This window comes from Sphingomonas sp. BL-S-05, assembly GCF_055521695.1.
In genome coordinates this window covers 380,644-395,252 of sequence record NZ_CM145499.1, presented here as the reverse complement: position 1 = coordinate 395,252, position 14,609 = coordinate 380,644, and the positions used below count along the sequence as shown (strand labels likewise).

The window sequence follows — 14,609 nt, the reverse complement described above, 5'->3', positions numbered from 1 at the left end:
ATATCCTTGTCGAGGATTCTGCCGATGACGAAGACGATCATGACGTGCGCGCTGACCGGCGGACACGACGTCAATCCACGCTATCCGACCGCGCTCGACTATCCGATCACGCCGAGGAGGATCGCGGAAGATGCCATTGCGGTGGCCAAGCGGGGCGCGGCGATCGTCCACATCCATGCACGCGACCCGGAAACCGGCCGTCAGACGCGCAGCATCCCGATCTATCGCGAGATCTGCGACCGGATCCGCGACAGCGGCACGGATGTCGTCATCAACCTGACCTGCGGCCATGCCGCCTTCTTCCTGCCGGATCCCGAGGATGAGAGCCGCGCCGCACCGGGCAGCGACGTCGGCAGCGTCGACGAGCGGGTCGCGCACATCGAAGCGTGCCACCCGGAAATCTGCTCCCTCGACGTCACGACTGCCAATCAGGTCGATGGGGGGGTCGATTTCGTCTACCTGAACACGCCGCGCACGCTGGCCGCCATGGCGGAGCGGTTTCGCGCCGCCGGGGTCAAGCCGGAGATGGAAGTGTTTCAGGCAGGCGACATCCTGCTGGCGAACGACCTCGTCGCGCGCGGGCTGATCGACGGGCCACCGCTGTTCCAGTTCGTGCTGGGCGTCAAATGGGGCGCCCCCGCCACGCCGCAGACGATGGCCTATATGCGCGACCTGCTACCGTCCGAGGCGGTCTGGGCCGGGTTCGGCATCGCCGCGCTTCAGATGCCGATGGTCGCGCAGGCGGCGCTGCTGGGGGGCAATGTGCGCGTCGGGTTGGAGGACAATATCTACCTGCGTCGCGGCGAGTATGCGACCAACCTGCAACTGGTGGAGCGCGCCGGAAGCCTCCTAGACACGATGGGCCGGGAACTGGCGACACCGGCGGAGGCGCGCGCGATACTCGGTATCGCGCAACGCTAGCCGCATCTCAGGCCGGCGTCTTCGTGCGCGCCGGCTTGCGCGCCGCGACCGGTATCTCGGCCGGACGCGGTGCGCCGAGCACATTGGAGACGTAGTCGGCCACGATCCCGAACAGATCGAACGTCTTGAACGACGAGGGCGACGACATGACGATGCAGCCAAGGCCCTCGATGATCCCGTTGAGGCCGAGTGCGGCGGCAGGCACGTCGAGGTCCGCCCGCACCACGCCGTCCGCCTTCAGTCGTCCGATCTCCGCCTCCAGCATATCGAGGAACTTGCGATCGCGCTTGTGCTGGTTGCGCAGCAGGGTCGCATTGCCGACCGCGCGGCCGCGAAACGCTTCCAAGAGGCGGATCGCCTTCACATGGTCGCCCGTCAACGGCAGGTGCCGCCGGATGATGAAGTACAGACGTTCGGCGCCCTGCAATTCGGGGGGCGCGGCGGCGGCCTTGTCCATGATGAGGTCGAAAACGTGGTTCTTCGCGAAGAAGAGCAGATCTTCCTTGCTGCGGAAATAATGCTGGACGGCACCGGTGGTGACGCCCGCCCGGGCGCCGATATCGGTCAGCTTGGCATTTTCCAATCCGACGTCGAGGATCACCTCGCAGGCGGCCTGCGCAACCCGCATGCGCCGTTCGTCATGATCGACCTTCGGCCGCGGCATCATATTATCTCCGGCATATTTATCAATGTGCTGCTGTAGCAGCGTCGCCGGCGCGCTTGCCAGCGGAAACGTCTGATTTCTCGCAAGGGTCGGCGGTGTGCCATGGCCGCGTCATCTCCCGGATGGCGACGGCCAGGTCGTCGCGCCAGTTGACGAAGCTATGCCCCCCGACGAACTCGCGAAAGCAGATGCGATAGCCCCGCGCACGCAGCCTGTCGCGGAACCGGCGGTTCGGCTCCAGCATGTCCTCCGCATCCTCCATCGTCCCGGGCGCGATGTGAAAGCGCACGGGCACTGTCGTGGGGACGGCAAGATACTGACGCGCCATCCAGTCCTTGTGATGATCGCGACGATCGGGCGCAGACCAGAAGGCGGCGGACTGGGCGATGACGTTTCCGAATGTCTCGGGATATCGCAGCGCGATCGATGCCGCCGCCAGTCCGCCGCGGCTCGCCCCCGCGACGATCGTCCGTCGCGGATCGCGCGTAAGGTGAAAGCGCGCCTGCACGAGCGGCAAAAGCCGCTTGACGACGAAGCGTTCGAACGCAGGATCTGCATTCAACTCCGTCTCCCGTCGCTCGATCGGTCCGGAATCGAACATCACCGCACTGGTAGGCGGGATTTGCTTCGCCGCGATCATCCGGTCCAGCATCTCGGGAACCATGCCGGGGGTGCGATAGGACAGGCCATCGAACAGCAACAGCACACCGGGCGGCGCAGCATCGTGCCGGACCGGCGGCAGATAAACGAGCACGCGACGCGGCGGCTGCGATCGCGACGGACGCAGCGCCAGCGCGACGACCCGGCCCCGCAACCGTCCGCCATCATACCATTGCGGCGCGCGTGGCCCGGCGAACACATTGTCGTAGCTCAACCGCCGAAAATAGACGTCGGCGATCTTCCGCGGATTCAGCGGATCGAGCAACAGGTCGTGCCGGCGCTCCCCCTCCCACACCCGCTGGAACCGCAACCTCGGGAACGCGGTACGCGGGCCGAGCAGATGGTAGGACGCGCGCAACCCCGCAGGCAGGCGGTAGCGCAGAAACCAGACGTCGGTCCCCGGCAGGTGATGCATGGCGTCGCCGTCGGTCCAGGGATGCGTGTTGAACACGCCGAACACGCGCGGAGCCACTGCATCTGCGGAGCCACGCCACAGAAAGGTGACGTCCATGAGGTCGGGGCGGCCCGCGACCGGGTCGATCAGCGGCGTGCCCCGGCGGGTCACCTCCCGCCAGAAACCGGCCAGTTCCGCCGCGCGCAGCCGCGCGAGCCGGGGCGGAACCGGGACTTCGGCCGCGGCAGCAACGGCACAGCATAGCAGGGCGCCGACGATCATGCGCCCACTCGCGTCGAGAGGGACACCTCCTCTCCCCCCACGAAAGCCTCCCGGCGGTACGCGGCGGCGAGAACGCGCAGCGCACGCACGCCATCGGCACCGTCGATGGCCGGCGGCCGCCCGTCACGTATCGCGGCGATGCACTCCTCGATCTGACTGGCGAAGTGATCGGGGCACGGCCGCCCCTCCAACGGCACCTGCCGCATACCATCGCCCCGGTTCAGATACAGCGCGTTGGCGAAGTGGAAGATTCGCAGGCTACCGGCGGTGCCATGGACGGAGATCGACGCCGGCTCAGCCAGCCATGCACCCGCTGGCGCAAGGGTCCCGTCGGTCAGCCAGCTCATCCCCCCTGCGAACATTCCCTCATTGGGCAGAAAGGTCGAATAGGTGCCGGCATTGTAGATCAGGTGCCCCATCGCGCCGCCGTCGAACCGCATCGTCAGATGCTCCGACTGGAGCGGTGCGCCGGAAATCTGACCACTTCCCGTCACCTCGACCGGCGGACCGCCCATGAACCAGCAAAACACGTCGATCAGGTGCACGCCATGATCGACCAGCCCCATCCCCGCCCCTCCCGGGCCGCCATTCGGGTAGTGGATCGGGGCAAGCTGGCGATATCGGTCCGCGCCGTTGCCGCCGATCATCTGCTCGGTCATCACCTGCACCCGACCGATCGCGCCCGCGTCGATCAGCGCCTTCGCAGCGCGGACCGCGGGCAGGTGGCGATAGATCGACCCGTAATATAGCGGGACGCCATGCCGTGCACAGGCCGCGACCATGGCGGCGCCATCCTCCACCGTTACCGCCAGCGGCTTTTCGCACAGGATCGGGATTCCCGCCGCCGCCACGTCCTCGACGATCGCACGGTGGGTCGAGGCGGGAGTGAGAACCAGGACGAGGTCGACCCCGCCATGTGCCAGCAGCATCCGGTGATCGTCGAAAGACCGCACCCCAAGCGTCGCGCCCCATTGCGCGGCCACGCGCGGGTCGACATCGCATACGCTGACGATGCGAAGCTGGGGCAGTTGCCGATACGCCGCGATATGTTCGGCTGCGACCAGCCCCAGACCAATGATCCCCAGCCGGAACGGCGCGTCCATATCCTGTTCTCCGTCGATGTGCGTCATCGCATCGGCATCACGGGCAGCGTAACGTAGCTCGCCGCGCCCGGGGCGTGGTGCAGTCGCATGCGACCCACCTGCGTTCGCGTCGCATCCGCCTCCACCCCGCCGGTGTTCGAATTGGGGAAAGAGTAATTGTCCATCGCATTGGCTATGGCGATCCTGATGCGATGGCCCTTGCGGAAGGTGTTGGCGATCGACTTCAGACTGATCTCGTACCGCACGACGTCGGCCATCCTTCCCGATAGAAGGTGCTGCTCCGTGAAGTTGCGGCCGAATACGTGAAAATCGGGATCGTCGAGTTTGCGGAAGCGCGCGCGGATCGCCCCCAGGGTCAGCCGGGTCGACCGGTTCTGCGCGTCGACGTCCGACAGATGCGCCCACCAGTCGGTATCTTTGACGTCGGTGGAGGCATAGAGGACCAGCTTCACGTCGCCCGCGATCGTGAGATCCTCCGTCAGCGGTGCGCTGGTATAGGTGACGACATCGCCGCGATCTTCGATGTCCTTCATGTCATAGGGAAAGGTCTGGACGTCGGCGTAATCGCCCATCAGGTCGAAGCTGTACCAGTTGCGCGGCGGGTCGGCTGGGTCGTAGCGCCATGCGTCGGAACACTCGGACGCGGTCGGGGCTATTTCGTCCAGACGGCCCGCGCCGGAGTTCCGTGCGGCATCGCCGTCGCTATGGAGGTAGAACATGCGCGACCGCGCCTCGGCGGGCGGCCATTGCGCCGCCGTCCGCCATTCATTGGCACCGAGCACGAAGTAATCGACGCGCGGTTCCGTGACGCCGTTCGCAACCCCCTTCAGATAATGGTCGTACCAGCGCTGCTTGGTCAGCCAGATATCGTCGCGCAGCGCGTCCGCCCCGAAGGAATAGCCGTTGAGCGCGCGGTCGTGATTGTAGCTGTGCTTCCACGGCCCGATGATCAGGCGGTTGGGCCGTGTGCCGTGACGCTGCATCATCTCCCACGTGCTGCGGGTGCCGGGGAAATCGTCATCGAACCAGCCGCTGATTTCCAGCGCGGCGAAGTCGCGCGGTCCGGTGTCGCGGAACCAGTCCTGCCGGCGCCAGTAATCGTCGTTCAGCCAATGCCCGACCGTATCGCGCCACGCCGGCAGTTCCGCTCCGGTGGCGTAGACGTCCAGGTCGCGGATCGGACGATGGCGCAGGACGTCCGACCAGGTTCGCCCCGGCAGCAGCTTGCGGCCATGCATCCAGAACAGGTAGAATGGCGTGCCCTGAATGAACGTGCCGCCCAGGTACGGCTGATCCCCGAACGCGGTGCCCAGCGTGCTTTCGGACACGATGCACTTCAGCGCCGGATTGCCTGCCATGGCCGCCGTCCATTGCGTGAAGCCGTGATAGGACAGGCCCTGCATGCAGATGCCACCGTTCGACCAGGTTTGCCGCGTGACCCAGTCGAGCGCGTCCGCGCCATCGTCCGGTTCCTGGACCTGAAGGCGCAGAATGCCCTCGGACCGCGACGGAAGGTCCCAGAGCGCGGTGCCGCGCGCGGCCTGAACGACGACGGCATAGCCTTTCACCACATATTGTTCGTATCGGTCGATAAGGGTGGTGATCCCATAGGGATTGCGGACCAGGATCGTCGGGAACGGGCCCGGCGCATCCGGAAGATACACACGGGTCGCGAGGCGGGTGCCGTCACGCGCCGGCACCATCTGCAGGTCGAGAGCATGATAGCCGTAGCTCGGCTGCGACATACCCGGCGCCTGCCACAGGCCGACCGTCGTGAACGCCTCATAGCCGCGCCGAACCAGCGCATAATCGTCGTTGACGTCGATCGCCGCGACAAGGGCGCCGTCTTCGCCGATCAACAGATCCATCGGATCGGTGGCATCCTGCTGGAACCAGCGCGTCACCGTCACGTCGCGCGCGCCCATGCGGCGGGTGATCGTCCGGCCGCGAACCCACAGGCCCGGCGCGCCTGACCATGCCGCACGATCCAGTCCGCGCCAGTCGACCGCGGCGATGCGCGGCAGCGTGGCGACCAGATCGGCGAGTGCTCCGGTCAGACGGAAGGCCGCGCCACGCGTCGGCAGGTCGGTGACGGTGGTACGGACCCATTCCCCCCACCTCGCCGCCTGCACGTCGCGCCGCCGCAGCGCATAGCCGTCCTGCGAGACGTCGAGCTGAACCATTGGCACGCCACGGCGATACCCATCGTAATGCCGGACGACCTCCTCGGGCGCGGCGACCGCCGCCGGTGCGCCCTGTCCGGGCGCGACGACGGCGGTTCCCGCCAGCAACAGGGCGAGGACGGCGCTCATCGGCAGCCGGCCTCGCCCACCGCCCCGCCCGCCGGCATATTCAATAATTCGCCTTGAGGGTAACGAACGCGCTGCGCGGCGGCCCATACCAGTTGCTGAACATGAGGTCGTTGACCTCGGCATAATAGGTGTTGTCGAACAGGTTGTTGACGTTGATCGACAGGTTGAGGTGATCGGTGATGTCATAACCGGCGCGCAGGTCGGCTACGAAGTAACTCGGCTGGACGACGCCGGTACCCCGCTGCTCGCTGTTCAGCGTAACGCCGGCACCGACGTTCAGCCCTTCCAGCTTGCCACCTGCTGGAAAGCTGTAATCCGTGAACAATTTGACCGAATGCTTCGGAATGACCGGCGTGAACTGCCGCCCCTGCAACGCAGGATCGGTGTCGGACAGGATCTTGTTGACGTTGAAATTATACCCGCCGTTGATCGTCCATCTCGGCAATATACGGCCGTTCAGCTCGATCTCGAAGCCCTTGCCCTCCACCAGGCCCGAGGCGATCGAGACGCTGGGATTGGTCAGGTCTCCCACCGCACGGTTGCTTTGGCGGATGCGATAGACGGCGGCGGTCAGCAGGAAGCGGTTGCCGAAGACGTTAGTTTTGACGCCAGCCTCAATCTGCGTTCCACTGACGGGGCCGAGCGGCTTGCCATTGCGATCGAAGGCCGATTGCGGTTCGAAGACGTCCGCATAGCTGCTGTACAGCGTCCAGCCCGGCACGACGTCATAGGTCAGCCCGACATAGGGGGTCAGCTTGCCCTTGATCGAATAGACCCCGTTGGGCGTCAGGTCGAAGTCCTGCGTCTCGTACGTCACCCAGCCGACGCGACCGCCCAGAACGAGTGTAAGGTCGGTGACTGGCTGCACCCGCGTCTGGCCGTAGACCCCATATTGCCTTTTGACCTCCCGACCCTGATAGAAATTCTCCGTATCGGGACCGATCGGGAAGACCGGCATGGGCGGCGGCACCGGATTGAAGATGTCGATCGTCAGCGGTGGGTTCTGCGCATAGGCGTAGTTGGAATCGAACCTCCAGTCGGATCGCTGATAGTCGGCACCGAGAATGATCCCGCCGGGATGGCCGAACATCTCATATTCGCCAGTCAGGCTGACGTCCGCGGACAAGGAGTCCGCCCTATGTCGCCCGCGATAGGTTTCGAGATTGAGGGCCTCGGCATTGGTGCTCGTCACCGGACCACGGGTGAAGAGGTAGAATTCGTGGCGACGCAGATCGTTATACTGTACCGTTGCCCGCATCTTCCAAGCGTCGGCGAACTTGTGGTTGAGCTGCGCATACCCCTGGGAAAGCTCGGTCTGCGCTCTGTTGCCGCGACCTCCGATGAAGGTGTCGCGCGGGAGCGCGAGCAGGCCCACACCCTCGCCACCCGGCAACCCGACCCCCTGCGTGGTCGTGAAGGCGTCGAAATATCCGCCAAGGCTCACGGTCGTGCGGCTCCCCAGATCCGCATCCACCGCAGCAAAGACGCCCCGCCGATCCTTCTCGAAATCCCGGATGAAGTCGCCCGCTTCCTGGGCCATGACGCCGATCCGGGTGCGGACGCCCCCGTCCGCCGTCAGCGGTGTCGTCACATCCAATTCGCCGCGAAGGAAATCCCACGACCCACCGCTGATCGACGCCTTCACCGCCGGGTCCCGTCCTGGCCGCTTGCGCACCAGATTGACGCTTCCGCCGGGGCTACCCGATCCGCTGAACAGCGCTGACGGCCCGCGCAGGAACTCGACGCGATCGAACAGGAACAAGTCGGGCAGCGAATATGGCGCTGAGGCGAAGCCCTGCTGCGGCGTCCCGTCGATGAGAAAGCTCGAGATCTGGAAACCGCGCGCGAAGAAGCGCGGATAGGTTGCGACGCTGCGGACGACCGTCACGCCCGCCGTCTGCTTCATCAGTTCGTCCAGCGTCAGCAGACGCTGCTTCTGAATGCGCTCGGAATCGATGAGCGTGATCGAGCTGGGGGTTTCGCGGATCGTCGCCAGAGCCTTGTCGTTGGCGAAATTCTCCGATCCGCGTCCCAGCACGAGAATGTCAGAGACCGCCACCTTCTCCTGATTGTCGAGCGGTGCGTCCTGCGCACTGGCGGCGTTCGCTAACATCAGCATCAGCGCCGCACCGGATGCGGATACGGCCCATGTCGATCTGCTCCTCATATCCCCCTCGCTCATTAGATTCCCGACCTCGCCGACGCGTCGTTCCATCACACTCCAGCAAGCCCCACGCGGTTGAGTGCATTATCACCGTAACATTGTCAACGTATCGTGCCGAGCCTTCATGTCGTGCGATCGGGGCAACCGTCGCGCTCATTTCGATCAGATGACCGCCATGCACCTCCGGCACCGGTACAATGCGACCCATGGCCGCAGCGGCACCGACAGATGCAGTGATCGAGGAAAGGCGGCGCCTTCCTCGGCGTCCCTACCGTGACCTCCGCTTGCCCATCGTCGATCAGCGAGTTCGATGCTGTCTCCGATCTTCCTCGGGACGCAGGACGACGCCCCGTCGCGCCTGGGCGGCGCGGGAGCCAATATTACATGCCCGCCATGCCTTGATCGCATGCTATTATCACCGTAATGTTTGATTGTAATTTTGAGGGGGACGACGATGCCGTCGCGGTGCTCGCGATGAGGAGATCGCATGCGAATGCGCGCGACGGACTAACCCGTGTGGTTGCAGTCCCGTGGCTGGCTGCCAAGAGCTTCGTACTCCCTACGGTGTCGATCGCTCATGGCGCCGGCCGGACAGGAGTGCGCCCCTCTGACCCACAGGTGAAGCCGAAGCGGTTGGGGGTTTCCTCCCGCTCGCCCCCCGGAAGCAAACCCCCAACCAGTCAACCTAAATGACGCTCATGCGCTCGTCGTAATTGCCGCTGGGTATCCGACCAATCACGGCGGCGAAAAACCACAATGCAATAACTATCAACCCGGACCACCCGGTGGCGGCTGCTCAGCGCCTGATCCGGTATCCGTTTCCATTCTTGGGGGAACTCGCAGTGCCTGAAATTTTCGTTACCGATCGAGTAGGTGAGAGCCGGACTTTCCGGGCCGAAGAAGGCCTTTCGTTAATGGAGGCACTCCGCGAGAACGGCATGGACGAACTGATGGCGCTGTGCGGTGGATGTTGTTCCTGTGCAACCTGCCATGTCTATGTGTCGTCCGATCATGCCAAGGCGCTGCCGCCGATGTCGGAAGACGAGAACGACCTGCTGGATAGCAGCGACGCCCGGCAGGCCAATAGCCGATTGTCTTGCCAGATTACCTTGAACGCGTCGCTCGATGGACTTCACGTCGTCATCGCTCCGGAAGATTGAGACCATGCAGCACTACGATGTCGTTATCGTCGGGGCCGGTCATGCCGGTGCCCAACTCGCCATCTCGTTGCGTCAGGCAGGCTTTGCGGGCAGCATCGCGATGATCGGCGATGAACCCTATCCCCCCTATGAACGCCCGCCACTGTCGAAGGAGTTTTTGGCGCAGGAGAAACCATTTGCACGGATCTTGATCCGGCCTGAACATTTCTGGCGGGACCGGGAGATAAACTGGATCGGTCATACCCGCGTTGACACTGTCGATCCCGCCAACCATCTGGTCACGACCGATGCGGGTGAGGCGATCGGCTATGGGAAGCTGGTCTGGGCCGCTGGCGGAAAGGCCCGGCGCTTGGCGCTTGCCGGAGCAGATGCGTGTAATGCCCATGTCGTACGCCAGCGCCGTGACGTCGACGCGATCATGGCGTTGTTGCCGCAGACGGCCCATGTGACGGTGATCGGCGGTGGCTATATCGGGCTGGAAGCGGCGGCGGTCCTTCGCAAGTTCAACAAGGCTGTCACGCTGCTGGAAGCCGGCACGCGAGTTCTGAATCGCGTCGCGGGCGAAGCGCTGTCTCGCTTCTACGAAGCAGAGCATCGTCGTCATGGCGTCGATCTGCGCCTGAATGTCGCGATCGAAGGCCTTCAGACCCAAGGCGAGCGCATTGTCAGCGTGCGCCTGGCCGACGGCGTAGAGATCGCTACCGACATGGTCATCATGGGCATCGGTATCGTACCTGAAATCGCCCCACTTCAGGCTGTGGGGGCAGAGATGGACAACGGCGTGGTCGTCGACGAATATTGCCGGACATCGCTTGCCGACATTTTCGCGATTGGCGATTGCGCTGCGCACTTGAATTTCTTCTCCGGTGCGTTGCCCATACGCCTGGAGTCGGTGCAGAACGCCAATGATCAGGCCAAGACCGTAGCCGCCTGCATCATGGGGGAAGATCGAACCTATCGCGCGCTGCCGTGGTTCTGGTCCAACCAATATGACCTCAAACTGCAGACTGTCGGGCTTTCGGCAGGACATGACGAGGTCATCGTCCGCGGCGACCCGGCGCAGCGCAGTTTTTCGGTCCTTTATCTGCGTGATGGTCGTTTGATCGCTGCGGATGCCGTCAACAGCGTCCGAGACTATGTTCAAGCGAAGCCGCTCATCCTGGCGGGTGATCGGATCGATCCCGTATCGGCCGGTGATATGACGATACCGCTCAAGCAGGCTGTTTTGGCGTGTACAGCATAAGCCGTTTTCAATCGGCGAACGCACCCTGTTCGGGGATCATGGCGGTCCTGCCGGTCCTGTCCTGCGTGGTGGTGTAGCTTTGACGGCATAGCCGCATCGATCGCCGGCTAGGCCGGCATAGGTCAGGCCGCCATGCTTGGCAGAGCAACGGCGAGATCATCGGTCATCGCCGCGCCCCGATCCCGGATGAGCGAGCGAGCGGCGCAACTCCCCGGGCACGGTGGCGATGGTACGGGTAATGCTATCCCGCACAGCCTCGGCACCATGCCCAGCCAGCGCTGGTCCGTTCTCGGTACGCGACTTGGCATGGTGACCATCCATATGAAGCAGATCGAGCAGCATCGTGAAGCGCGTCCTCCGTTCGATTAGCGTCCCGATCGCCGAGCTGCCGACCCCGAGGATGGCCACGCACTGGTCGCACGAAAAGGCTTCGCTTTGAAACGTCTGTGGCCGCCAGCGACGGCCATGCGCCTGCCATTCAAAAACCCAGCCTGACCGACACGCCGGGCCGAACCGCGACCTCGGCCTGCAACCGCGCGACGAGGTCCGCCGCCCCGGTGGCGGGCCAGTGCCGTAGCTGCCGGGCGACGACAGCGAAGTCACCGGGCGTCAGCCCCTCTACCGCGCGAAGGCACGTCGGTGCCGCCTCCCCGAAAAAACGCAGGAAGGCGGCGGCGGCACGCTCTGCCCCGAGCGGTTTCAGCCGCAGCTTGAAGACGAACCGCCGCAATGTCGCCGGGTCCAGCCCCGCCTCATGGTTCGTCGCCGCGACGACCGGCAACGGATGCAGGTCGAGCCACGTCAGCAGTTCGTTGACCTGTCCCACTTCCCAACTGGTTCGCGCCGTACTGCGGTCGAACAGCAGCGAGTCCGCTTCGTCGAACAACAGCACCGCCTCCCGCCGCCGGGCCTCGGCAAAGGCGTCGGCGATCTGCGCCTCGGTCTCGCCGACCCATTTGGACAGCAGGTCGGATGCACGCTTGACCAGCAGCGGCCGGTCGAGTGCCCGTGCCAGATGATGCGCGAAGGCGGTCTTGCCGGTGCCCGGCGGACCCGTCAGTAGCAGCGACACGTCGCTTGCCCCGCCATCTGCCATGGCCGCGAATAGGCGATCGACCGGCCGATCGGTTTCAAACAGGTCGAGGTCGAACGCCGCCGGGCCGGGCGGTGGCAGCGTGCCACCGCGTAGCGCACGCACCAGCGCCTCGGCTGCGACGGTGCCGCCATCCGTCTCACCCGCCAGCTTACCCGCACGCGCGGCCATGCGCAGGACGGTCGCCGCTTCCGGCGCGGCGTCGAGCAGGGTGGAATAGCCCGGACCGGGCGTCACCCGCTCCTCCTGCGCCACCCGATCGAGCATCGCCGCCGCGGCCGCACGCGACGGCAGGTCGAGCCGTAGTACGAAGCTCATCCGCCGCAGGATCGCCGCATCGACATTGCCGATCGCGTTGGTCGTCCAGATCACCGGCACCGGGTTGGCCTCCAGCAGCCGGTTGACGAAGACCTTGCTGCCCTCGCGACGACTGAACCAGTCGCCGCCCGCGGACGGGCTGGCATCGCCGATCAGGTCCTCCATCTCGTCGAACAGCAGCACCGCTGGTCCCCGCCCGCCGAGCAGACGTTGTGCCAAGGCCAGCGCCGCGACGCGTTCCCAACGGCGGGGTTCCTCGCCGTCCTCGTCCGCCTCGCCGACGCCGTGCAGCACCGCGCCTGCCGCCGCCGCCAGCGTACGTGCCAGTTCGGTCTTGCCGGTGCCGGGCGGGCCGTAAATCAGGATGTTGACCCCCGCCGCCGCCTCGCCCAGCGCACCGCGCAGCAGGCGGACGAGGAAGTCGATCGGCTCGACATGCGCAAAGGCGTCGAGCCCCAGCGTGGCCGCCTGCCGGATGCCCACCAAAGTATCGAGCATTGCCTCTTCGCTCGCCGGAGCCCGGTCGAGAAGACGTTGCAAGGTCCAGCGGATCTCGACATCCGCCTCGCCTGCATGATTGGCGTTGAAGCAGGCCAATCCGAGCCGCGTGACCGCGCCTCGCCGCGCTGCTCGTTCGGCATCCTCCGCGCTGGCCCCGGCCATCTCGCCGAGGAGTTGCGGCAGGTCATGCCCGTGACGGCTGAGCAATCGCGCCAAGGCACCGACGCGCGGCAGTCGGTCGCACGCGACCATCAGCCGCAGCAGCGCCGCATCGATCGGCGACAATCCCAGCAACCGCGCCAGCGTACCCGCGAGTTCGAGCGCCTCCGCCCGCACCGATTCCCCACGCGGGGCAGCCAGACCGGTAAGCAGTCCTTCCCAGTTCCATTCGCCTTCTATGTCGGGCAGCAACCAGGGCCGATGCGGCTCCGCCCATTCCAACACCGCCTTGGCGAGCGGTGCCATGGCGGGCAACGCGACCGCCGTCCGGAGCATCAGGCCCCGGACTATATCCAATTCGTCCATGTGGTATCCACGCGTCTCTCAGGCCGACGGCGCAAGCGCGCGTCGACGTCATTCCTGTCGAAGGGGTGAGGTGCGGCGGGGGCGGATGCCGGCCCGCCGCCAACGTCGTGGGACGTTTACGCGAAAGGCCGGAGACCGCCGACCCGTGCACCGCAATAGGCGGCAAGGTCGAACACAGCATGTCTCCGTATGGCCCGCCAGTTGGTTCGGGCTCGCAAGGTTGATAGCAGAAAGTCGTTACGCTCGCAATCCATCATCCGATCGTCACGGCATGCGCCCCTCCCGCCTGCTGCTCGAACCGGGTACGCCGCCCGGTAAAACGCTCGATCACCATCGCCGACGTGCGGGCATGCTCGCTCGGCTTGACGGTGGTGAACATGCCGCCGCCCGCCAGAGCCATCGGCAACAGCAACTGGTCGGCGAGATACGGCCCGGCGAAGGCGTCACACGCCAGATAGCCGCGCATCCGACCTACTGCCGTCTTCGCGACCCGCTCCGCCGTCACGCCCAGTTGCGCGAAACCACTGACGATCTCGGTAACGTGCTCGAACTGCGCCTCCAGCAAGAGGATATTACCGGGCCCCTGATCGACCGGCAATTCCCGCATGAAGCATTCGCGCTCCGACCAGTCGAACGCCTTGCGGACAACGGCGATTTCCCGTTCGGCAATCGACATGGGCAATCCGGCGAACAAGGCGCAGGCCGACACGCCCAACGCTCTGCCGCGCGCCTTGCACTCGATCGGCTGGAGCGGACCGGGGGTGATATCCACCTCGATCCGCCCGCCGCCGCGCGGGTAGAAGCCATGCCGGACCAGCCGCGCCTCGACCTGCCCGCCCATCCGCCGCACGATCGGAAGGAAGCAGCGCTCGATGAACTCGAACGGCGGGGCCAACATGTTGTGGGTCCCGCCCTCCAGCACCAGCCGCGACGGACCGTCGGCGAGCAGCAGCGGCATCAGCACCGTCTGCAACACCAGACCCGTCGACCCCGCCGTTCCGACCGAAAAGCGATAGTCGCCGGCCGTCACCCGGCCGGGACGAAAGGTCAGGTCGGACGACCCGACGACCAGCCCCTCGCACGTCGCGCTGCCGATCGCACACGCGGCCTCGATCGCGGTGACATGCTGACGCATTAACCCCGGCTTCGACCGCTTCGCGCGGACATTCGTGATACGGACAGGCTCCCCGGTGACGAGCGACAGGGCGCACGCATTGCGCACGACCTGTCCCCCGCCCTCTCCTTCTGCTCCATCAATCTCGATCATGA

Annotated in this window: 10 protein-coding genes and 1 pseudogene; 3 read left to right on the top strand and 8 right to left on the bottom strand. The window is 65.3% G+C overall.

The genetic code is table 11. From position 1 onward, the window contains the following. Window positions 1-24: 24 nt before the first annotated feature. Complete coding sequence (locus ACZ1JS_RS01665) at window positions 25-921, top strand: beta-keto acid cleavage family enzyme (protein WP_465167423.1); 897 nt, start codon at window positions 25-27, stop codon at window positions 919-921. A 7-nt stretch (window positions 922-928) separates the two neighbouring features. Here the strand turns inward: ACZ1JS_RS01665 and ACZ1JS_RS01660 are convergent, their stop codons facing one another. The 5 genes from ACZ1JS_RS01660 to ACZ1JS_RS01640 are packed head-to-tail and all read right to left on the bottom strand — an operon-like array spanning window position 929 to window position 8,455. After that, the gene (locus ACZ1JS_RS01660; protein ID WP_465167422.1) at window positions 929-1,588 is read right to left on the bottom strand and encodes a TetR/AcrR family transcriptional regulator; all 660 of its coding nucleotides are present in this window, start codon (window positions 1,586-1,588) and stop codon (window positions 929-931) included. A gap of 19 nt (window positions 1,589-1,607) precedes the next feature. Continuing rightward, window positions 1,608-2,921 carry an alpha/beta hydrolase gene (locus ACZ1JS_RS01655; RefSeq protein ID WP_465167421.1) on the bottom strand — a complete coding sequence of 438 codons (1,314 nt, stop codon included), beginning with the start codon at window positions 2,919-2,921 and terminating at the stop codon, window positions 1,608-1,610. Next, window positions 2,918-4,051, bottom strand: coding sequence for a Gfo/Idh/MocA family protein (locus ACZ1JS_RS01650; RefSeq protein ID WP_465167420.1), 1,134 nt, complete (start codon window positions 4,049-4,051; stop codon window positions 2,918-2,920). Before ACZ1JS_RS01650 ends, ACZ1JS_RS01655 begins: the two co-directional genes overlap by 4 nt. Next, window positions 4,048-6,336: a CocE/NonD family hydrolase gene (locus ACZ1JS_RS01645; RefSeq protein WP_465167419.1), complete on the bottom strand. Its 2,289-nt coding sequence runs from the start codon at window positions 6,334-6,336 to the stop codon at window positions 4,048-4,050. Before ACZ1JS_RS01645 ends, ACZ1JS_RS01650 begins: the two co-directional genes overlap by 4 nt. A gap of 40 nt (window positions 6,337-6,376) precedes the next feature. After that, window positions 6,377-8,455 (bottom strand): TonB-dependent siderophore receptor, encoded by a 2,079-nt coding sequence (locus ACZ1JS_RS01640; protein WP_465167418.1) that lies wholly within the window; start codon window positions 8,453-8,455, stop codon window positions 6,377-6,379. An 887-nt stretch (window positions 8,456-9,342) separates the two neighbouring features. Here ACZ1JS_RS01640 and ACZ1JS_RS01635 point away from each other — a divergent pair. After that, entirely contained in the window at window positions 9,343-9,660 is a 318-nt protein-coding gene (locus tag ACZ1JS_RS01635; RefSeq protein WP_465168607.1) for a 2Fe-2S iron-sulfur cluster-binding protein, read from the top strand. 4 nt (window positions 9,661-9,664) lie between these two features. Continuing rightward, on the top strand, window positions 9,665-10,903 hold the full coding sequence (locus tag ACZ1JS_RS01630; RefSeq protein WP_465168606.1) for an NAD(P)/FAD-dependent oxidoreductase: 1,239 nt from the start codon (window positions 9,665-9,667) through the stop codon (window positions 10,901-10,903). A 192-nt stretch (window positions 10,904-11,095) separates the two neighbouring features. Here ACZ1JS_RS01630 and ACZ1JS_RS01625 read toward each other — a convergent pair. The 3 genes and pseudogenes from ACZ1JS_RS01625 to rtcA all read right to left on the bottom strand — a co-directional run. Then, window positions 11,096-11,305: pseudogene (locus ACZ1JS_RS01625) on the bottom strand (IS30 family transposase); the annotation flags it as partial. 76 nt (window positions 11,306-11,381) lie between these two features. Beyond that, window positions 11,382-13,310 (bottom strand): AAA family ATPase, encoded by a 1,929-nt coding sequence (locus ACZ1JS_RS01620; RefSeq protein ID WP_465167417.1) that lies wholly within the window; start codon window positions 13,308-13,310, stop codon window positions 11,382-11,384. A gap of 283 nt (window positions 13,311-13,593) precedes the next feature. Then, window positions 13,594-14,607 (bottom strand): RNA 3'-terminal phosphate cyclase, encoded by a 1,014-nt coding sequence (gene rtcA, locus ACZ1JS_RS01615; protein WP_465167416.1) that lies wholly within the window; start codon window positions 14,605-14,607, stop codon window positions 13,594-13,596. Window positions 14,608-14,609 lie beyond the last annotated feature (2 nt).

Excerpts from the sequence above, each read along its gene's own strand:
- ACZ1JS_RS01665 (WP_465167423.1), top strand. The coding sequence starts at position 25 with ATGACGAAGACGATCATGACGTGCGCGCTGACCGGCGGACACGACGTC.
- ACZ1JS_RS01660 (WP_465167422.1), bottom strand. The coding sequence starts at position 1,588 with ATGATGCCGCGGCCGAAGGTCGATCATGACGAACGGCGCATGCGGGTT.
- ACZ1JS_RS01655 (WP_465167421.1), bottom strand. The coding sequence starts at position 2,921 with ATGATCGTCGGCGCCCTGCTATGCTGTGCCGTTGCTGCCGCGGCCGAA.
- ACZ1JS_RS01650 (WP_465167420.1), bottom strand. The coding sequence starts at position 4,051 with ATGACGCACATCGACGGAGAACAGGATATGGACGCGCCGTTCCGGCTG.
- ACZ1JS_RS01645 (WP_465167419.1), bottom strand. The coding sequence starts at position 6,336 with ATGAGCGCCGTCCTCGCCCTGTTGCTGGCGGGAACCGCCGTCGTCGCG.
- ACZ1JS_RS01640 (WP_465167418.1), bottom strand. The coding sequence starts at position 8,455 with ATGCTGATGTTAGCGAACGCCGCCAGTGCGCAGGACGCACCGCTCGAC.
- ACZ1JS_RS01630 (WP_465168606.1), top strand. The coding sequence starts at position 9,665 with ATGCAGCACTACGATGTCGTTATCGTCGGGGCCGGTCATGCCGGTGCC.
- ACZ1JS_RS01620 (WP_465167417.1), bottom strand. The coding sequence starts at position 13,310 with ATGCTCCGGACGGCGGTCGCGTTGCCCGCCATGGCACCGCTCGCCAAG.
- rtcA (WP_465167416.1), bottom strand. The coding sequence starts at position 14,607 with ATGATCGAGATTGATGGAGCAGAAGGAGAGGGCGGGGGACAGGTCGTG.